This is a genomic window from Candidatus Accumulibacter contiguus (genome assembly GCF_012940005.1).
Taxonomy (GTDB): domain Bacteria; phylum Pseudomonadota; class Gammaproteobacteria; order Burkholderiales; family Rhodocyclaceae; genus Accumulibacter; species Accumulibacter contiguus.
In genome coordinates, this window is the sequence record NZ_SPMX01000012.1 from 146279 (window position 1) to 166154 (window position 19876).

General features: G+C 61.6%; 17 protein-coding genes and 1 pseudogene. 14 read left to right on the top strand and 4 right to left on the bottom strand.

Features of this window, described 5'->3' with window-relative positions; genetic code table 11:
* Nucleotide 1: 1 nt before the first annotated feature.
* From E4Q08_RS24455 to E4Q08_RS06165, 7 genes are all read left to right on the top strand, one after another.
* On the top strand, nucleotides 2-181 hold the full coding sequence (locus E4Q08_RS24455) for a PDDEXK family nuclease (protein ID WP_034920260.1): 180 nt from the start codon (nucleotides 2-4) through the stop codon (nucleotides 179-181).
* Entirely contained in the window at nucleotides 178-966 is a 789-nt protein-coding gene (gene trpC / locus E4Q08_RS06140; protein WP_169069719.1) for an indole-3-glycerol phosphate synthase TrpC, read from the top strand. The genes E4Q08_RS24455 and trpC overlap by 4 nt, the downstream gene beginning before the upstream one ends.
* A 336-nt stretch (nucleotides 967-1302) precedes the next feature.
* The gene (locus E4Q08_RS06145; protein WP_169069720.1) at nucleotides 1303-2499 is read left to right on the top strand and encodes a porin; all 1197 of its coding nucleotides are present in this window, start codon (nucleotides 1303-1305) and stop codon (nucleotides 2497-2499) included.
* 287 nt (nucleotides 2500-2786) lie between these two features.
* The gene (locus E4Q08_RS06150) at nucleotides 2787-3944 is read left to right on the top strand and encodes a porin (RefSeq protein WP_169069721.1); all 1158 of its coding nucleotides are present in this window, start codon (nucleotides 2787-2789) and stop codon (nucleotides 3942-3944) included.
* A 157-nt stretch (nucleotides 3945-4101) separates the two neighbouring features.
* Nucleotides 4102-4368 (top strand): 30S ribosomal protein S20, encoded by a 267-nt coding sequence (gene rpsT, locus E4Q08_RS06155; RefSeq protein WP_169069722.1) that lies wholly within the window; start codon nucleotides 4102-4104, stop codon nucleotides 4366-4368.
* A gap of 250 nt (nucleotides 4369-4618) precedes the next feature.
* Nucleotides 4619-5269, top strand: coding sequence for a protein-L-isoaspartate O-methyltransferase family protein (locus tag E4Q08_RS06160; RefSeq protein WP_169069746.1), 651 nt, complete (start codon nucleotides 4619-4621; stop codon nucleotides 5267-5269).
* A gap of 100 nt (nucleotides 5270-5369) precedes the next feature.
* The gene (locus E4Q08_RS06165) at nucleotides 5370-6713 is read left to right on the top strand and encodes a TolC family outer membrane protein (protein WP_169069723.1); all 1344 of its coding nucleotides are present in this window, start codon (nucleotides 5370-5372) and stop codon (nucleotides 6711-6713) included.
* Here E4Q08_RS06165 and waaA read toward each other — a convergent pair.
* The gene (waaA, locus tag E4Q08_RS06170) at nucleotides 6688-7962 is read right to left on the bottom strand and encodes a lipid IV(A) 3-deoxy-D-manno-octulosonic acid transferase (RefSeq protein ID WP_169069724.1); all 1275 of its coding nucleotides are present in this window, start codon (nucleotides 7960-7962) and stop codon (nucleotides 6688-6690) included. The two genes, E4Q08_RS06165 and waaA, sit on opposite strands and share 26 nt — an antisense overlap.
* Nucleotides 7959-8915, bottom strand: coding sequence for a lipopolysaccharide heptosyltransferase I (waaC, locus tag E4Q08_RS06175; RefSeq protein WP_169069725.1), 957 nt, complete (start codon nucleotides 8913-8915; stop codon nucleotides 7959-7961). Before waaC ends, waaA begins: the two co-directional genes overlap by 4 nt.
* A gap of 152 nt (nucleotides 8916-9067) precedes the next feature.
* Here waaC and E4Q08_RS06180 point away from each other — a divergent pair, with 152 nt between their 5' ends.
* From E4Q08_RS06180 to E4Q08_RS06195, 4 genes are all read left to right on the top strand, one after another.
* A complete protein-coding gene (locus E4Q08_RS06180; protein ID WP_169069726.1) occupies nucleotides 9068-10489 on the top strand; it encodes a mannose-1-phosphate guanylyltransferase/mannose-6-phosphate isomerase in 1422 nt (473 codons plus the stop codon).
* Nucleotides 10490-10585: 96 nt separating this feature from the next.
* Complete coding sequence (gene rfbB / locus E4Q08_RS06185) at nucleotides 10586-11653, top strand: dTDP-glucose 4,6-dehydratase (RefSeq protein ID WP_034908802.1); 1068 nt, start codon at nucleotides 10586-10588, stop codon at nucleotides 11651-11653.
* Nucleotides 11650-12546 (top strand): dTDP-4-dehydrorhamnose reductase, encoded by an 897-nt coding sequence (gene rfbD, locus E4Q08_RS06190; protein WP_034908804.1) that lies wholly within the window; start codon nucleotides 11650-11652, stop codon nucleotides 12544-12546. The genes rfbB and rfbD overlap by 4 nt, the downstream gene beginning before the upstream one ends.
* Before the next feature lie 53 nt (nucleotides 12547-12599).
* Nucleotides 12600-13409, top strand: coding sequence for a sulfite exporter TauE/SafE family protein (locus E4Q08_RS06195; RefSeq protein ID WP_034908806.1), 810 nt, complete (start codon nucleotides 12600-12602; stop codon nucleotides 13407-13409).
* Nucleotides 13410-13421: 12 nt separating this feature from the next.
* Here E4Q08_RS06195 and E4Q08_RS06200 read toward each other — a convergent pair whose 3' ends face one another.
* Nucleotides 13422-14201, bottom strand: coding sequence for an enoyl-CoA hydratase/isomerase family protein (locus E4Q08_RS06200; RefSeq protein WP_169069727.1), 780 nt, complete (start codon nucleotides 14199-14201; stop codon nucleotides 13422-13424).
* Nucleotides 14198-14869 carry a GntR family transcriptional regulator gene (locus E4Q08_RS06205; protein WP_034908811.1) on the bottom strand — a complete coding sequence of 224 codons (672 nt, stop codon included), beginning with the start codon at nucleotides 14867-14869 and terminating at the stop codon, nucleotides 14198-14200. Before E4Q08_RS06205 ends, E4Q08_RS06200 begins: the two co-directional genes overlap by 4 nt.
* A 195-nt stretch (nucleotides 14870-15064) precedes the next feature.
* Between E4Q08_RS06205 and scpA the strand changes: the two are divergent.
* The 3 genes and pseudogenes from scpA to E4Q08_RS06220 all read left to right on the top strand — a co-directional run bounded on the left by scpA (nucleotide 15065) and on the right by E4Q08_RS06220 (nucleotide 19874).
* A pseudogene (gene scpA, locus E4Q08_RS06210) lies at nucleotides 15065-17240 on the top strand (methylmalonyl-CoA mutase).
* A gap of 30 nt (nucleotides 17241-17270) precedes the next feature.
* The gene (gene meaB, locus E4Q08_RS06215) at nucleotides 17271-18269 is read left to right on the top strand and encodes a methylmalonyl Co-A mutase-associated GTPase MeaB (protein ID WP_169069728.1); all 999 of its coding nucleotides are present in this window, start codon (nucleotides 17271-17273) and stop codon (nucleotides 18267-18269) included.
* Nucleotides 18270-18341: 72 nt separating this feature from the next.
* Nucleotides 18342-19874, top strand: coding sequence for an acyl-CoA carboxylase subunit beta (locus E4Q08_RS06220; protein WP_034926362.1), 1533 nt, complete (start codon nucleotides 18342-18344; stop codon nucleotides 19872-19874).
* The last annotated feature ends 2 nt before the right edge of the window (nucleotides 19875-19876 follow it).

Below are 19876 nucleotides of genomic sequence, written 5' to 3' on the forward strand. Positions count from 1 at the left end.
CATGGCAAGACCACAGCTTGAACGACACTTCGACGCGGCAGCTTATCTCGCCTGGGAAGAGACTCAGGAAGAGCGTCACGAATACCTGTCGGGTGAAGTGTTCGCCATGCTGGGCGTGCGCCAGGCACACAATCTCGCGACCCTGAACCCGTATACCAGTTTGCGCCAGGCGCTCAAATGAGCGACGTCCTCAAGCGGATTCTTGCCGTCAAGCGTGACGAAGTCGCCACGTCGAAAGTCGAAACCCCGCTCGCCGCGATGCGCAGCGCAGCCGAAGCACAGCCAGTGCCGCGCGATTTTCTTGGCGCAATCCGGAACCGAATCGCCGCCGGCAAGCCGGCAGTGATCGCCGAGATCAAGAAGGCCAGCCCGTCCAGAGGCGTCCTGCGTTCTGATTTTCGCCCCGCCCGGATCGCTGCCAGTTATGAACAACATGGCGCGGCATGTCTATCGGTGCTCACCGACCGTCGGTTTTTCCAGGGGGCACCAGCATACCTGCAGGCGGCGCGTGCCGCCTGTGAATTGCCGGTGTTGCGCAAGGACTTTCTGATTGACGCGTATCAGGTTCACGAAACCAGGGCGATGGATGCCGATGCGATCCTGCTCATCGCTGCGGCACTCGATCTGCCAGCGATGCGTGATTTTGAAGCCATCGCCGACAGTCTCGGCATGGCGGTGCTCGTCGAAGTGCATAATGCTCAGGAGCTTGATCTCGCCTTGCAGCTTCGCACCTTGCTGATCGGTATCAACAACCGCAACCTGCGCAGCTTCGAAGTCAACCTGCAAAACACCCTTGAACTTCTGCCCTATCTCCCGGCTGACCGCATCGTCGTCACTGAAAGCGGCATCCTCTCTACCCGCGACGTGCAACTGGTGCGCGACCATGGCGTCAATGCCTTTCTCGTTGGCGAAGCCTTCATGCGTGCTGTCGACCCTGGCGAAGCGCTGGCCGAGTTGTTCACCTGAATCTTATTAGCGCCGTCCAGCCCGTACGGCAAGCGGAACGAATGCTTCTGCGCGCTTGCATCGTGTTCGACCGACCGGCCCCCAAGCCTGACCTGAATACAAACTGCCCATGCGCAGCAACCAGGCTGCCGAGGCGCACTTTCCCAAGACAAATGGCGAGTCCTGTTGCAAAAACCCAACAACCTCTGGCCCGCATTCCAGGAAAGCGTTCAGGGAACTTGCTCAGGCCATCGCCGTTTGCCAGAATCGCTGCAACTTCTCGTTTCTTTTTCGAGAGGTCCAGTTTGATGGAGCAGCAGCGAGCTTCATTGATCTCAAACCTAGAGGAGATTCACCATGCAAAAGAAACTCATCGCACTGGCAGTCGCCAGCCTGGCCTCGGGCGCTGCTTTTGCCCAGACCAACGTCACCATGTACGGTATTGCCGATGCCGGCTATGCGTATAGCACCGGCGACGCCGGCAATGGTATTCGCAACGTCGCCGGCGTCCCGGTACGCGTAAATGTTCCGGGCACCAACACCTTCAGCGGCATCGTTTCCGGCATTCTCAGCGGCTCGCGCCTCGGTTTTCGTGGTGAGGAAGCACTCGGCAACGGCCTGAAGGCGATCTTCACGCTCGAGTACTCGCTCAACATCGACAACAACAGCGGCGTCGGCAACACCGGCGGCCTCAACGCCCGCCAGCAGTACGTCGGCCTCTCCGGCGCCACCTGGGGTACCGTCGCTCTTGGTCGCCAGTATTCTCCGGGTTACCAGGCAACGGTCAATAACGACCCGATGGGTGGTGCCCTGGTCGAATCGCAATCCTTCCTTTCCGCCAACGCCGGTTACACCATCACCCCGAACAGCCCCGCTCGCTGGGACAACGCTCTGACCTACACCAGCCCGAATTGGGGCGGTTTCAGCGCCAAGGCCATCTACTCCTTCGGTGAGACCACGGACGCCGCCGGCACCTACAACGACAAGAACGTCAGCGTAACGGATAACAGCAAGTGGGCTGTCGGTGCCAACTATGCCAACGGCCCGCTCAACGTCGACCTGGTCTATCAGGCACGCGACAACATCCGGCCGTCTGGCACTCTCGCCATCAACTCGTTTGATACCCAGGAATGGTACATTGGTGCCAGCTTTGACCTGAAAATGGTCAAGCTCATGGGTAGCTGGCAGGGCATGAACGTCAGCAACTCTTCGCGGCTGATCAACAACAGCCAGGTCGACAGCCAGCTCTGGCAGGTTGGCGCAGTCATCCCGGTTCTCGCCGCCAGCAACATTCATCTGGGCTATGCCCAGCTGATGATGGATGGCAACAATCGGGCTGTGGTTCCGCTGACCGGCGACTCGCAGTCTGCCACCCTGGCCTGGACGACCGCCTTGTCGAAGCGCACCACCTTCTATGCAGGTTATGTCTGGGCCTCGAACGACAAAAAGGGCATTGCCGCAGCCCCGGTGGGTGGTGGCCTCCTGACCGGCGCGATTGGCTCGCGTGGCGAGGACAACAATACCTTCCTGGCGGGCATCCGTCACACCTTCTAATTTGACGTTGCTCCATTGCTTCCTGAAACGGGCGCTTCGGCGCCCGTTTTTTTTTTCGTGAATCGTGCTGACCAGGCTGCGAATCTTGATCCGTTCAGCAACGTGACTAAAATACAACAATCTCTCTGCTCGGCTTTTCATGATCACTCATAAAGCTTGCCCCACCCCCGTGCCGCCTGCCACAATCGAGTCGACTTTCGCCGTTGGCTGCGCAGACGCATCGATACAGACGACTGGTGAAGAAATATTTTTTCTTCATTTTTTTTGACCTACAGGAGAACTCACAAATGCAAAAGAAACTGATTGCCCTGGCAGTTGCCGGTCTGGCATCGGGTATTGCTTCCGCGCAGACCAACGTCACCATGTACGGCGTACTTGACTTGGCCTATGCTTACAGTTCAGGTAACGCCGGACGCAATGGTCTCGGAATCAAGATTCCGGGCACGAACACCTTCAGCGGTATTACCGGCGTCGGCGCCGGGAATCGCCTCGGCTTCAAGGGCGAAGAAGCGCTGGGCAATGGCCTGAAAGCAGTGTTTACCCTCGAGTACGGCCTCGACCCGGACCTCAACTGCGGCATCGGCACCTGCGGTCTGAACGCCCGCCAGCAGTTCGTCGGACTGGCGAGCAACTATGGTACCGTCGCACTCGGTCGTCAATACGCTCCGGGTTTTAACGCGACCGCCAACAACGACGCACTCGACGCGAGCGATTTTGGCATTCAATCGAGCCTCAGTGCGATCAATGGCATGACGATCACGCCGAACAGCCCGGCCCGTTTCAACAACGCCATCACCTATACCAGTCCCGATCTGTCCGGCTTCAAGGCAAGTGCCATTTACAGCTTCGGCGAGACCCGCGACGCTTCTGGCGGCTACAACGACAAGCAGGTCAGTACCACGGATAACGGCAAATACGGTCTTGGCCTCAACTATGCCAATGGTCCGATCAATTTCGACGCCGTCTGGCAATCGCGTACCAATGTCGTTGTCCCGACCGCTGCCCCTCCATACCAGTTGGCCGGTACCGGCAAGAGCATCAACGAATGGTACGTCGGCGGCAGTTACGACTTCAAGATCGTCAAGGCTTTTGCCAGCTACCAGGCTCTCGACAACAACAACAATGTGCGCAGGTACGGCGGGATCGATTCCAGCGACCTCTGGACCGTTGGTCTGACCGCACCGATCGGTCGCGGCACCCTCGGGCTGAGCTATGGCAGGCTGACGACCGACCGCAACTATGCCTCGGATGGCGTCAGCTGGGGTGCCGGAACCCAGTACACCTATCCGCTGTCGAAGCGTACCTCCTTGTATGCAGCCTACAGCTATTTCAGCAACAACAACAACGTTCTCCTTCCTGGTCAAGCAATCGCCATACCGGGAATCGTCGGTGCCACAGGCGAAAGCAACTACGCACTCGGTACCGGCATTACACACAGCTTCTGATTCCAGTCTGTTCGCAGCATCAACGGGCGCCCTGGCGCCCGTTTTTTTCACCGAAGAAGCAACACCGACCAAACATCTCGCTTGCGTCCAGAGCTGGCATTCTGTATAATTTTCGCCTTTCGACCCAAGCACCAGTTTTTGATAGGGAAAAACATCCATGGCCAATAGCGCACAAGCTCGCAAGCGTGCCCGCCAAGCCGTCAAGCAACGCGCCCACAACACCAGCCTGCGCTCCAGCCTGCGGACCGCCGTCAAGCGTGTGCAAAAGGCCATTCTGGCTGGCGACAAAGCGGCGGCGCAGAGCATTTACCAGGAGTCGGTATCGGTGATCGACCGCATCGCCGACAAGAAGATCATCCACAAGAACAAGGCCGCACGCCACAAGAGCCGCCTTTCGGCTCAGGTCAAGAGCCTCGGCGCATAAGCTTTCCTGGATCGTCTGAAGCGGCGCCTGCGGGCGCCGTTTCTTTTGGTCGACAGGCTGGGCCCCATCCACAGGCAAAACCCGCCCAGTGCCATCCGCTTGGCCCGTGCTCACGCTGCCCGCATACCCCTTGCGCCGAATCGCAGTGGGCGGGGGCTTGGCGATCAAGGTATAATCTTGCGATCGAGAGTCAATATTAGATCGTGCTAATATTACCATTGTGACGGGGAATGTTATGGCTGCGGTGAAGATGGACATGGAACAGGCTCGCTTCAACATGATCGAGCAACAGATCCGCCCTTGGGAGGTGCTGGATCCGGAAGTACTGGGAGTGCTTGCAGCAGTCAAGCGTGAAGTCTTCGTCCCCGAGGCGTTCAAGGCACTGGCGTTTGCCGACCTGGAGTTACCGATTGGCAACGGCCAGACGATGCTGCCGCCGAAGATCGAGGCGCGCATTCTCCAGGAAGTGGGGGTCAGGAACACCGACATCGTTCTTGAGGTGGGTACCGGCAGTGGGCATATGGCCGCTCTTCTCGCTTCAAAGGCCGAGTATGTCTATAGCGTCGAGATCGATCCGGTCCTCGCCGAAACCGCCCGCCGTAACCTGCGGCGTGCCGGCGTAACCAACGTCAGCGTCGAAACGGGTGACGCCTCACAGGGCTGGTCCGGCCACTCCCCCTACGATCTGATCGTCATCTCGGGTTCCCTGCCCGAACTGCCCGACGTATTTCTGCAGCAACTCAAGCTTGGCGGCCGCCTCACGGCGTTCATCGGTGAAGCGCCGGTGATGGAAGCTCAGTTGATCATTCGCACCGATGACAAGGCGTTCAACACCATCAATTTCTTTGAAACCGTGGTCGCGCCCTTGACCACCAGGAAGCGCCAGAGCTTCGTCTTCTAACGGCCTCCTGGCGCTCGATGCAGCACCTCCCTGCGCTCGAACTGGCCAACTGGCTGTTGGCGGCAACAACTCCGTCGCCTGCTGAAAGTGAGTTCGTGTCATGCCCCTGAAACTCCGCGCCGGCAGGATCAGCCTCGTGCTGGTGGCTCTCCTGTCGGCTGCTTCCGCAAGGGCAGCCGACCTGCTGCAGGTCTATCGCAATGCCCTCGCCTACGACGCCCAGTACGCGGCTGCGCGTGCGGCCGCCGAAGCCGGACGCGAGAAGCTACCGCAGGCGCTCGCCGGCCTGTTGCCGACCATCGGGGCGACCGGCAACACCTTCTGGAACGACACCAACTACAAGGTCACGATCGGACCCGACCGGCAAAGCTACCAGAACAAGTACAACAGCAACAGCTTTGGCGTGAACCTGACGCAACCGCTGTTCCGCTGGCAGAATTTCGTCCAGTACGGTCAGTCGAAGCTGCTGCTGATGCAGACCGAGGCCAACTTTGCGCAGGCCGGACAGGATCTGATCCTGCGCGTCGCCCAGGCGTATTTTGACGTGCTCTTCGCGATCGAGAACCTGCGCGCGGTGCAGGCCAACAAGACGGCGATCGCTCAGCAACTCGAACAGGCGAAGAAGAATTTCGAGGTCGGCACGGCAACCATCACCGATACCTATGAATCGCAATCGCGCTTCGACCTGGCGACTGCGCAGGAGATCGCTGCCGACAATGACCTGGAAGTGAAGCGTTATGCGCTACGCGTGCTGGTCGGCAAGGATCCGGGGGAACTGAATCGGCTGAAACCGCAAGCGGTGATGGAACCACCGCAACCGGCAAGCATGGAACCATGGGTAGAGGCGGCAGAACGTGACAGTTTTATCGTCCAGGCACAACAGGCAGCAGCCGAAGCGGCCAGCAAGGGAGTCGACATCAGCCGTGCGGCTCATTATCCGACGCTCGATGTAGTCGCCAACTACGGGCAGAACAATGGCCCGGGGCAGTTTGGGGTCGGCTCGATCGACACCAGCACCGGCCAGATTGGCCTACAGCTCAATATCCCGATTTTTCAGGGCGGGGCTGTCAACTCGCGAACCCGTGAAGCCATTGCCAGGCGCGACGGGGAACGGGCCTCGCTGGACAATGCAATCCGCAACGCAGCCCTCGGCGCGCGCCAGTCCTATCTCGGCGTGGTCAATGGCCTCGCCGGAGTTCGCGCACTCGAAGCGGCGCTGGTTTCCAGTCTCAGCTCACTGGAGTCGAACCGGCTGGGCTACGAGGTCGGGGTACGTATCAACATCGACGTGCTCAATGCCGAGAATCAGGTCTACGTCACCCGGCGCGATCTGGCCAAAGCTCGTTTCGACACCCTGATCAGCCAGCTCAGGTTGAAGGCTGCGGTTGGATCGCTCGCCGAAAGCGACCTGGAACGGATCAATTCGCTGTTCGAAGCGCCATAAGCCGCTCGATCAATGCCATGGTGCGCGCCGTCGCTCCGCGGTGCGTCTGACTGAAAGTTTTCGCGGCAGCACGCATGGCCAGCAGCGCTTGCGGATGCTGGAGCAGATCTCTTGCCGCAATGGCCGCTTCGCTGGCATTCGAAACCGCACGCGCAGCCCCGCAAGCAATGGCATCTGCACTGGCCTGGGCAAAGTTGAAGCGATGCGGGCCAAGCAGGACCGGGCAGCCGCAGGCAGCCGCCTCGATCAGGTTCTGGCCGCCAAAAGGCAGCAAGGTACCCCCCATCAGGGTCAGATCAGCGAGCGCGTAAAAGGCGGCCATTTCACCCATGCTGTCGCCCAGCCAGACCTGCATTTCGCGGCCTGGCAAGGTTTCCGCACTTCTGCGGCAGAATGCCAGCCCGCGCTTGCCAATCAGTTCGGCGACCTCGGCAAAACGTTGCGGATGACGCGGCACCAGCAGCAAGAGCAAGTCGGGAATGTTCATTCCCATGAAGGCTTCGAGAATCAGCGCTTCCTCGCCTTCTCGTGTACTGGCGGCCAGCCAGACCGGGCGGGCAGAGAGCGCCTGCCGCCAGCAAGCTCCCTGCCGGAGCATGGCCGGCGCCGGGGTTACATCGAACTTGAGGTTGCCGCAGACGCTGACCTGGCGAGCGCCGATCTTCTGCAGGCGTTCGGCGTCGGCGGCGGTCTGTGCCGCAATCGCGCTCAACGATGCCAGGGCTGGCCGGATCAGGCTCGGCAAGCGTGCATAGCCGCGCTGCGAACGTGCGGACAGGCGAGCGTTGATCAAAGCCATCGGCAGCTTGCGTCGCCTGGCCGCCTCGATCAGGTTGGGCCACACTTCAGTTTCCATCAGCAAGCCGATTTGGGGCTGAAAGTGGTCGAGAAAGCGCCCGCAGGCAGCAGGCAGGTCATAAGGCAGATAGGCCTGCATCAGCCGCCCGGGATGCCGCGCCAGCAACTCCTGAGCGGTCGTCCGACCGGTCGGCGTCATGTGCGTCAGCAGCACACCGTGCCCAGGGTAGGCACGCAGCAGCGAATCGATCAGCGGTGCCGCGGCACGTGTCTCGCCGACCGAAACGGCGTGCAGCCAGAGCAGCGGCAGGGGTGGACGCGAGGCGTAGAAGCCGTGCCGCTCGCCCAGCTGCTGCAGGTACTCGGGCTGCCGGCGCGCTCGCCAGAGCAGGCGCAGCCAGACCAGCGGCATGGCCAGATAGAAGAGCAGCGAATACAGCAGACGGCTCATCGGCGCAGGATCTGCTCGGTGACCGTCAGCACCTCGCTGACCGACGGCGGAGCACCGGCGCCGCCGAGATTGCGTACGATGCCGCTGCCATGGACTCCGGTCAGCGCCGGGTCGGTCGCGATGTACAGGGCGATGACCGGTACGCGCAGGGCCGCGGCGAGGTGCGCGAGGCCGGTATCGACGCCAATGGTCAGGCTGGCCCGTGCAATCAGCGCGGCGACCTGCGGCAGGCTCAGAGGTGGCGCCAGCACTGCAGCCGTGACCGCGGCGGCGATACGTTCGGCACGTTGCCGTTCGACCGCGTTGCCGGCCGGCAGGACCGGCGTCAGTCCGCGCTCGCCAAGAGCCTGGCCAAGCTCGCACCAGTGCATTTCATCCCACAGCTTGTCGTCGCGACTGGTCGCCGTCAGCAGAACCACCAGACGATCTGCACTGAGCCAGTCGGTTTCGATCGTCGGCGCCGAAATCCCGTAGTCGAGCGGCAGGTCGACCGGGTAGTCGAAAGCAGCAGCAGCCAGCCAGCGGTTGCGTTGTACCGCATGCACATTGCGAGGAATGACGAAGGTCTGGTCATAGAACCGCGCTGCCAGGGGTTCACGCGCGGCTTCGGCGGCATAACCGCAATGCCTGCCCTGCGCTTGCCGAGCAATCAGCGCGCTCTTCAGCAATCCTTGCGTATCGAGCACGATGTCGTACGCCTTGCGGCTGATGAGTCGCCGGAAATCGCGCAGTTCACGCCAGGTGGCAAGCCGGCCAAGGTGCCGGCGCCAACGTCTGAGGGCAACCGGAATGACTTGGTCGAGCGCCGGATGCAGACGGGGAATATCGGCAAAGGACTCCTCGACACACCAGTCAATCCGCGCTCCGGGAAAGACATGACGCAGATCGCTGAGCACCGGCAGGTTGTGAATTACGTCACCGAGCGACGAGGTCTTTACCAGTAGGATGCGCATCGCTGGGCCAGGGTGATGAAGGCGGTAGCCGGGAAGTGCGCATTATAGGAGATGCCCAGCCTGCTGCACGGCTGGCGCACCATTGAAGCGCTATAATGCCGCCTCTTGCCATCCCTTCGCGGCGAGTCGGCCCTGTTCTGGAGACGCTGCAAATGAACTCCCCCATGATTCGTCCGGTCGTCCTTTGTGGAGGATCCGGGACCCGTCTGTGGCCGCTTTCGCGAACGCATTATCCCAAGCAGTTTCTGCGTCTGGTGGATGATTTTTCGCTGCTCCAGAACACCTTGCGACGACTCGACGGCCTCGCAGGACTTGGCAGGGCAATTGCCGTGGCCAACGAAAACCACCGTTTCCTGGTCGCCGAACAACTCCTGGAGATCGGGCTGCAGGCCGACATCCTGCTTGAGCCGGCCGCGCGCAATACCGCGCCTGCGGTCGCAGCGGCAGCGCTGCAGGCACTCGGTGAGGAAGGGGAGAAAGCTGCGCCGCTGCTGCTGGTGCTTCCCTCGGATCACGTGATTGCCGATGTCGCCGCTTTCCAGGACGCAGTCAGGGGGGCGATTCCGCACGCCAACGCCGGAGCTCTGGTCACCTTTGGTGTGTTGGCTGACCGCCCGGAAACCGGCTACGGCTATATTCGCCGTGGCGATCCAGTCAGCGGGGGCTATGCCCTCGCTCGTTTCGTCGAAAAACCCGATCCTGAAACTGCGCAAGCCTACCTGGATTCGGGCGACTACTTCTGGAATAGCGGCATGTTCCTGTTCCGCGCCGACACTTATCTCGAGGCACTCGACCGCTTCGCGCCGGCCATCCGCAACTGCGTTGCCACATCGATGGCGAGTGCGCGCCGCGATCTCGATTTTCTCCGCCTCGACCCGGTCGCTTTCGCGGCCAGCCCGTCGATCTCGATCGATTACGCAGTCATGGAAAAGACCGAGCGGGGGGTGGTCATTCCGCTCTCTGCCGGCTGGAACGACATCGGTGCCTGGGATGCGCTATCGACCATCGGCCAGACCGGTGCCAACAGCAACACACAACGCGGCGACGTGCACAGCGTCGACACCCGCGATTGCGTCCTGATCTCCGAAGGACGATTGCTCGCCACGGTGGGGGTCAGGGATCTGATCGTGATCGCCACCCCCGACGCGGTATTGGTGGCCGACAAGTCGAAAGCGCAGGAGGTCAAGGCGCTGGTCGAAGAATTGAAGTGCGCGACACGTTGCGAAACCGAATTCCGGCACATCGTGCATCGCCCCTGGGGTAGCTACGAGGGGTTGGCGAACGGCCCGCGCTATCAGGTCAAGCGCATCCTGGTCAAGCCAGGCGCGAGCCTCAGTCTGCAGAAGCATCATCATCGTGCCGAGCACTGGGTCGTCGTCAAGGGCACGGCGCTGATCGCGCGCGGCAACGAATCGCTGCTGCTCTCCGAAAACCAGTCGACCTATATTCCGCTCGGCGTGGTGCATCGCCTGGAAAACCCCGGCAAGATCGACCTCGAAATCGTCGAGGTTCAGTCCGGCAGCTACCTGGGAGAAGATGACATCGTTCGTCTGGAAGACAGCTACGGCAGATGAGTCCGATCGCCGATACCACCTTGACCTGGATTACGCCATGATCCGCCCGCCGGTCGCGACACGCATTCCCCCCACCCTGCTTGAAAGGCTCTCCCCATGATTCTGGTTACTGGCGGTGCCGGCTTTATCGGAGCCAACTTCGTTCTCGACTGGCTGGCACAGAGCGACGAGGCGCTGCTCAACCTCGACAAGCTGAGCTATGCGGGCAATCGCGAAAACCTCGCCTCGCTGACCAATGACCCGCGGCACCTCTTCGTGCACGGCGACATTGGCGACAGCGAACTGACGGACCGCCTGCTGGCGCAATACCAGCCGCGCGCGATCCTCAACTTCGCCGCCGAATCGCACGTCGACCGCTCGATCCACGGCCCGGAAGACTTCATCCAGACCAACATCGTCGGCACCTTCCATCTGCTGGAAGCCGTGCGCGCTTACTGGAACGGCCTGCCCGACGAGGCCAGACGGGGCTTCCGCTTCCTGCAGGTATCCACCGACGAGGTCTATGGCTCCTTGTCCAGAGACGAACCCGCCTTCAGCGAAACCCATCGCTACGAACCCAACAGTCCCTACTCGGCGAGCAAGGCAGCGAGCGACCACCTGGTACGCGCCTACCACCACACCTATGGCCTGCCGGTGCTCACCACCAACTGCTCGAACAACTACGGCCCCTACCACTTCCCCGAGAAGCTGATCCCGCTGATCATCGTCAACGCTCTCGCCGGCAAACCCTTGCCGATCTATGGCGACGGTCAGCAGATTCGCGACTGGCTGTACGTCAAGGACCACTGCAGTGCCATCCGGCGCGTACTCGATGCCGGTCGTCCCGGCGAGACCTACAATATCGGCGGCTGGAACGAAAAAACCAATCTCGACATTGTGCATACGGTCTGTGCGCTGCTCGACGAGATCAGTCCGCGCGCCGACGGCAAGCCCTACCACGAACAGATCCGCTACGTGACCGATCGGCCAGGCCACGATCGACGCTACGCCATCGACGCCCGCAAGATCGAAAGGGAACTGGGCTGGAAACCGGCCGAAACCTTCGACACCGGTATTCGCAAGACTGTGCAGTGGTATCTGCAAAATCAGGACTGGGTTCGCCATGTCCAGTCCGGCGCCTACCGCGATTGGGTCGAGAAGAACTACGGCGAGCGCCAGCCATGAAGATCCTGCTCTTCGGCAAGCGCGGACAGGTCGGCTGGGAATTGCAGCGCAGCCTGGCGCCGCTTGGTCAGATCGTCGCCCTCGATTACGAAGGGGAAGGCAGCCTGTGCGGCAGTTTCACCGATCTCGCGGGACTGGCCGCCTGCGTGCGCGCAGTCGCTCCCGACGTCATCGTCAACGCTGCCGCTCATACGGCGGTCGACAAGGCCGAGTCGGAACCCGATCTGGCGAGAACCATCAACGCCCTGGCTCCCGGCGTTCTGGCCGAGGAAGCCGAGCGCCTCGGTGCCTGGCTGGTGCATTACTCGACCGACTACGTGTTTGACGGCAGCGGCGACTCGCCGTGGCGGGAAAGCGACCCGACCGGCCCGCTCGGGGTCTACGGAAAGACCAAACTCGCAGGCGAGCAGGCCGTGGCCTGCTGCGACCGGCATCTGATCTTCCGCACCAGTTGGGTCTTTGCCGCGCGCGGCAACAACTTTGCTCGGACCATGCTGCGCTTGGCGAGCGAGCGCGATCAACTCCAGGTCGTCGCTGACCAGATCGGCGCGCCGACTGGCGCCGAACTGCTGGCGGACGTCACCGCACACGCCATTCGCAGCGTGCAGCAGCGTCCTGCCCTCGCCGGTCTCTACCATTTGGTGGCCGGCGGCGAAACCAGTTGGCACGGCTACGCACGGCACGTCATCGAACATGCCCGCCAGGCCGGCCGAGCGATTCGGGTCGCTCCGGAAGCCATCGAAGCCGTGCCCAGCAGCGCCTACCCGCTCCCCGCGCCACGCCCCCGCAACTCTCGTCTCGACACGCGCAAGCTGCAGGCCGCCTTTGACCTGGTCCTGCCGGATTGGCAAACGGGGGTGGACCGCATGTTGCTGGAAATCCTCGACCAATAAGTCCATAAGTGATGGTGAACAACGCAGCGCACAGATTCTGAGGGGAAGCAAAATTGCTCTGGTGGCTGGCATATATCGCACTGGGTCTGTTTACCGGTTTCTTCGCCGGCATGCTCGGCATTGGCGGCGGACTGGTGATGGTGCCGGCGCTGACCATGATGTTCGCCGCGCAGGCGGGCTTTCCGCCGGCGGAAGTTCTCCATCTGGCCCTTGGAACGGCGATGGCGGCGATCCTGTTCACCTCGCTGGCCAGTCTGCGTGCGCATCACCAGCATGGCGCAGTGTTGTGGAAGATCGTCGCCCAGATCACGCCGGGGATTCTCGTCGGGACACTGCTCGGCACGCTCTTCGCCGCCAGTGTCCCGGCAAAACCACTGGCCGTGTTCTTCACGGCTTTCGTTTGCTGCGTGGCCGTGCAGATGATCCTCAACCTGAAGCCGAAAGCATCGCGCGAATTGCCGGGTGCCGGCGGCGTTTTTGCCGTCGGTAGCGGCATCGGTGCGGTCTCGGCACTGGTCGCCATCGGCGGCGGTGCGCTGACCGTGCCCTTCCTGACCTGGTGCAACGTGCGCGTGCAGCATGCCATCGGCACTTCGGCAGCGGTCGGTTTTCCGATCGCGCTGGGCGGCTCGCTGGGCTACATCTTCAACGGCTGGGGGCACGCCGAATTGCCACAGTGGAGCCTTGGCTACGTGTATCTGCCGGCCTTGCTCTGGCTGGTGCCTGCGAGCATGCTGACGGCCCCGCTGGGGGCGGGGCTGGCGCACCGTCTGCCGGTGGCCACCTTGAAACGCGTTTTCGCAGGCGTCCTGATCCTGCTGGCGGCAAAAATGCTGTGGGGACTCTTCGTCGGAAAAGGATGAACTGCGGGGTGATCAGCGACCGTTGAACTGCGGTTTGCGTTTTTCGAGAAAAGCCGACAGGCCCTCGTGGTAATCTTCGCTGTCGAGGAAAGCGAACGAAGCGCGCAGTTCCTGCTCACTGAGCGGTCGAGCGTGCTGCAGGCGGCGTACCCACTGTTTGTGCCAGCGGGCGACCAGCGGCGCGCCTTCGCAGATGCGCCGGGCACTCGTGTAGGCTTCCGGAACGAGCTCCGGATCAGCGACGACGCGCGTGACGAGGCCCTTGGCCAGAGCCTCTCCTGATCCGAGAATGCGCCCTTCGAGCAGAATTTCGAGCACCGTCGCCGGCCCGGCGAGACGCAGCAGACTCGCCATTTCGACGGGATACATCGAAAATCCGAGCTGGTTGATCGGCGCACCGAAGCGCGCAGACTCGCCACAGATGCGCAGGTCACACTGCGCGGCGATCTCCAGCCCTCCCCCGATGCACGCCCCCTGCACCATGGCGATCGTTGGGTGGCGACAATCGAAAACCGCCTGCAAGGCGGCACCCGCCTGTGCGTGATACGCCATCGCACGCTCCAGGGTATCGCGCTGGCTCCGGAACTCCTCGATGTCGCCACCCGCAGCGAAAGCCTGCTCTCCGTCGCCGCGCAGGACGACACAGCGCAGTTGATCGTCGGCGGACAGCTCGCTGACCACTGCCGCCAGGGTCTGCCACATCGCCAGGTCGAGCGCGTTGCGCTTGCCCGGATTCGCCAAGGTGACGGTCGCGACGGCGTCCGCGCGCGCGCAGAGAATGCTGCCGGTCATGCCACCAACTCCTGATGAACGGGGTTCCTGGCCAGCGCCTGCCGTCCGGACAGAATGTGATCGTGCATCAGGTTCTGCGCCCGCGTCGCGTCACCGGCCTTGATGGCCTCGAGAATGGCAGTATGTTCCGCCAGCGACTGCTGCAGACGACCATCGATGCTCAACGAAAAAAGGCGCGTCAGCTTGAGCACCTTGCGCAGATCCTGGATCACCTGTTGTAGCCAGCGGTTTCCGGAAAGCTGCTGGATGCGTGCGTGAAACTCCTGATTCGCCACGAAGAAGCGCTCGATCTGATTGCTGGCGGCGAAGCGTTCGAGCTGTCGATGGATGGTTTCAAGCCTGGCGATCTGCTCGGGCTGCGCGCGCCTGGTCGCTTCGAGTGCGCAACGCCCTTCGAGCATCGCCATCAAGGGGAAAATCTCGTCCAGATCCTGCTCCGATATTTCGGTCACGAAACAACCACGGCGTGGCTTCAGCGTCACCAGCCCTTCTGCAGCCAGAACCTTCAGTGCTTCGCGCAAGGGGGTTCGACTGATGCCGTAATCGACCGTCAGCAACTGCTCGTCGATGCGTGTTCCCGGCGGCAGTTCGTGCGCAAAGATGCGCTGCCTCAGTCTTTCAGCAACTTCCTGGTAGAGGGCAGTCTGGGCTATACGACTCGCAACCATCGATCTTTTTTTCGCAGCCTTGTTCAGGTCCCCCAAGGGACCTTGCTTTCATAATTATGGATACAGTATTATTCGCGGAGCGGGGTGTCAAGCGTTAAAATAGCCTGTGCAGCGCGACTCCCCTGAGCGCCATGGCTTGTGCATCGTCAGGCGGAAGAACCGCCTCAATCCACAGATTTCTCGAAAGGTTCCGTCATGTCCAACGCGAACAATGCTGCAAAAAGTGATTCTGCAAATCTTGATGCCTGGAAAAAGGCAGCCGCCAAGTCGGCGCCCGGAGGGAATGTTGACGCACTGAACTGGGTGACACCCGAAGGAATCGTCGTCAAGCCGCTATATACCAAGGCCGATATCGAAGGTCTGGAATACACCGACACGCTGCCCGGCTTGGCCCCTTTCGTGCGCGGCCCGCAGGCAACGATGTATGCCGTGCGTCCGTGGACCATTCGCCAGTACGCCGGCTTCTCCACCGCCGAAGCGTCGAACGCTTTCTACCGCAAGGCGCTGGCCGCCGGCGGCCAGGGGGTTTCGGTGGCTTTCGATCTGGCGACGCACCGCGGTTACGACTCCGATCATCCGCGCGTCACAGGTGATGTCGGCAAGGCCGGAGTGGCGATCGATTCGGTCGAGGACATGAAGATCCTGTTCGACGGCATCCCGCTCGAAAAGATCTCGGTGTCGATGACCATGAATGGCGCCGTGCTGCCGATTCTCGCCGGTTACATCGTTGCCGCCGAAGAGCAGGGTGTGCCGCAGGACAAACTCTCGGGGACTATCCAGAACGACATCCTCAAGGAGTTCATGGTTCGCAACACCTACATCTACCCGCCGAAGCCGTCGATGAAAATCATCGCCGACATCATCGGCTACACCGCAAACCACATGCCGAAGTTCAACTCGATCTCGATTTCGGGTTATCACATGCAGGAAGCCGGCGCCACACAGGCGCTCGAACTCGCGTTCACGCTGGCTGACGGCCGCGAGTACGTGAAAACGGCGATTGCCTCCGGCCTCGACGTCGACTTCTTTGCCGGCCGCCTGTCGTTCTTTTTTCGCCATCGGGATGAACTTCTATCTCGAAGTGGCCAAGCTACGCGCCGCTCGCCTGCTCTGGTGGAAGATCATGCAGGAGTTTTCACCGAAGAGCCCGAAATCAATGATGTTGCGCACCCACTGCCAGACCTCCGGCTGGTCGCTGACCGAACAGGATCCCTACAACAACGTCGTGCGCACCACCATCGAGGCGATGGCGGCGGTTTTCGGCGGCACCCAGTCGCTGCACACCAACGCGCTGGATGAGGCGATCGCCCTGCCGACCGAATTCTCGTCGCGCATCGCGCGCAATACGCAACTGGTCATCCAGGAAGAGACGCACATCACCAACGTCATCGATCCCTGGGCCGGTTCGTACATGATGGAGAAGCTGACGCAGGATCTGGTCGACGAAGCCTGGAAGATCATCGAAGAGGTAGAAAGTATGGGCGGCATGACGCATGCCGTCGAATCCGGCTGGGCGAAGATGAAGATCGAGGGCTGCGCGGCCGACAAGCAGGCACGCATCGATTCCGGCAAGGACGTGATCGTCGGTGTGAACAAGTACAAGCTCGCCAAGGAAGACATGATCGACATTCGCGACATCGACAACAACGCCGTCCGAGACTCACAGATCGCGCGCCTGAAGACGGTGCGCGCAAACCGTGATTCCGACCAGGTCAACGCCGCGCTCGCCGATCTGACGCGCTGCGCCGAAACCGGTGAAGGCAACCTGCTCGACTTCGCGGTCAAGGCGATGCGCCTGCGCGCGACGGTTGGGGAGGTCTCGGACGCGATGGAAAAAATCTTTGGCCGTTTCCGCGCCACGCAGCAGACCGTCTCGGGAGTCTATGGCGCAGTCGTCGAGGGCATGGCGAGTTGGGAAACGCTGAAGGCCGAAATCGCCAAGTTCAACGATGAAGAAGGCCGGCGGCCGCGGATCATGATTGCCAAGCTCGGCCAGGACGGCCACGACCGGGGCGCCAAGGTGGTAGCCACCGCTTTTGCCGACCTCGGCTTCGACATCGACGTCGGCCCGCTTTTCCAGACCCCGGAAGAAGCTGCCCGTCTGGCGATCGAGAATGACGTGCACGCCATTGGCGTCTCCTCACTCGCCGCCGGGCACAAGACACTGTTGCCGGCGCTGGTGCAGGCCCTCAAGGATCAGGGCGCCGACGACATCATCGTCTTTGCTGGCGGCGTCATACCGCCGCAGGATTATGACTTCCTGTTTGCCGCCGGCGCCAAGGCCATCTTCGGTCCCGGTACCCGCATCGAGGACTCGGCGATGACCGTTCTCGCGGAAATCCGCAAGGCCCGCGCGCAAGTAACTGCCTGAACGGCGCCACCATCTGCAAAGGTCATGGACATGTCCAGCGCGTCCGCCGGCAGCCTCACGGCTGCCGACCAGCACCTCGTCGATGGCGTTCTTGCCGGTCGCCGGCGGGCGCTGGCCAAAACCATCACCCTCGTCGAGTCGACGCACCATGATCACCATCGACGTGCGCGACAGGTGTTGGCAGCGCTGCTGCCGCACACGGGAAGAACGATTCGGGTCGGCATCTCGGGCTCGCCAGGGGCCGGCAAATCGACCTTCATCGAATCGCTGGGCGTTCATCTGATCGAAGCCGGCAAGCGCGTTGCCGTTCTCGCCGTTGATCCATCGTCGTCGGTTTCCGGCGGTTCGATCCTCGGTGACAAGACTCGCATGGAGTTGCTCTGCCAGCGCGACGAAGCGTTCATCCGGCCCAGCCCTTCCTCGGGTTCGTTGGGTGGCGTCGCTGACAAGACGCGTGAAGCGATGCTGGTTTGCGAAGCGGCCGGTTTCGACGTCATCATTGTCGAAACGGTCGGCGTCGGACAATCCGAGACGACGGTCGCCGGTATGGTCGATGTGTTCGTCCTGCTGCAATTGCCCAACGCCGGCGACGACCTGCAGGCGATCAAGAAGGGAATCGTCGAGATCGCCGACCTGATCGTCTTCAACAAGGCCGACATCGATGAACGCGCCGCCGCATTCGCGCGCGGGCAGATGAGAGCAGCGCTGACCATGCTGCGCAGCGCCAGCCCCAACTGGCGTCCACCGGTGCTGACCGTCAGCGCGCTTGCAAAACGCGGCATCGCCGAATTCTGGGCCGAAATCGAGCGCTACCAGAGCACCCTGACCGCTACCGGCGAATTCGAAGAAAAACGCCGCCGGCAGGCCGTCGACTGGATGTGGAGCCTGATCGATTCCGGCCTGCGCCGCTATTTCCGTTCCCATCCGGCAGTGCGCTCGGCGCTGCCGGAATTGTTGAGCGACGTCGCCGAAGGGCGCACGACGCCCGGCGCAGCAGCGTCACGTCTGCTGGCGTATCTAAAGCACTGATTGCAAAAATACCGAGATCCTCCGACTTGTTTGAGTAGTTCTGATTGACGCGACCGTTAGGGAGTAGAGCATATGCACGACATCATTCGCCAGCTTGCAGAAAAGCGCGCGGCGGCCTGTCTGGGTGGTGGCCAGAAGCGTATCGACAGCCAGCACAGCAAGGGCAAACTGGCTGCCCGCGAACGCATCGAGCTTCTGCTCGATAGTGGCTCGTTCGAAGAGTGGGACATGTTCAAGGAGCACCGCTGCAACGACTTCGGCATGGCCGCGCAGTCGGTACCCGGCGACGGGGTGGTGATCGGCTGCGGCACCATCAACGGCCGCCTGATGTTCGTGTTCTCGCAGGATTTCACCGTTTTCGGCGGCTCGCTGTCGGAAGCGCATGCCGAGAAGATCTGCAAGGTCATGGACCACGCGATCAAGGTCGGAGCGCCGGTGATCGGCCTCAACGACTCGGGCGGTGCCCGCATCCAGGAAGGCGTGGCTTCGCTCGCCGGTTACGCCGACGTCTTCCAGCGCAACGTCCTCGCCTCGGGCGTCGTGCCACAGATCTCGCTGATCATGGGACCGTGCGCGGGTGGTGCGGTGTATAGCCCGTCGATGACCGACTTCATCTTCATGGTCAAGGATTCGTCGTACATGTTCGTCACCGGCCCGGAAGTGGTCAAGACAGTGACGCACGAAGACGTCACCTCCGAAGAACTCGGCGGCGCGATCACGCATACGACCAAATCCGGCGTCGCCGATCTGGCTTTCGAGAACGATGTCGAAGCCTTGATGATGATTCGCCGGTTCATCAGTTTCCTGCCGTCGAACAACCGCGAGAAGCCGCCGCGTCTGCCGTCGCAGGATCCGGCCGACCGTCTCGACTTCTCGCTCGATACGCTGGTCCCGGACAACCCTAACAAGCCGTACAACATCAAGGAACTGATCATCAAGATCGCCGATGATGGCGACTTCTTTGAACTGCAGCGCGAATACGCCAAAAACATCGTCATCGGCTTCGCGCGCATGGACGGCTCCACCGTCGGTATCGTCGCCAACCAGCCGCTGGTCCTCGCCGGCTGCCTGGATATCAAGAGTTCGATCAAGGCGGCGCGCTTCGTCCGTTATTGCGATGCCTTCAACATCCCGGTGGTGACCTTCGTCGATGTCCCCGGCTTCATGCCCGGCACCGCGCAGGAATACGGTGGCATCATCAAGCATGGCGCCAAGCTGCTCTACGCCTACGCCGAATGTACGGTGCCGAAGATCACCGTGATCACCCGCAAGGCCTATGGCGGCGCCTATGACGTGATGGCGTCGAAGCACCTGCGCGGCGACGTCAACTTCGCCTGGCCATCTGCCGAAATCGCGGTGATGGGACCGAAAGGTGCAGTCGAGATCATCTTCCGCGAGGAGAAGGGCGACCCGGCCAAACTGGCAGCGCGCGAGGCCGAGTACAAGGCCAAGTTCGCCAATCCCTTTGTCGCCGGCGCACGCGGCTTCATCGACGATGTGATCATGCCCAACGAGACCCGCAAGCGCATTTGCCGCTCTCTGGCAATGTTGCGCAACAAGCAGCTGGAAAACCCGTGGCGCAAGCACGGCAACATTCCGCTTTGATC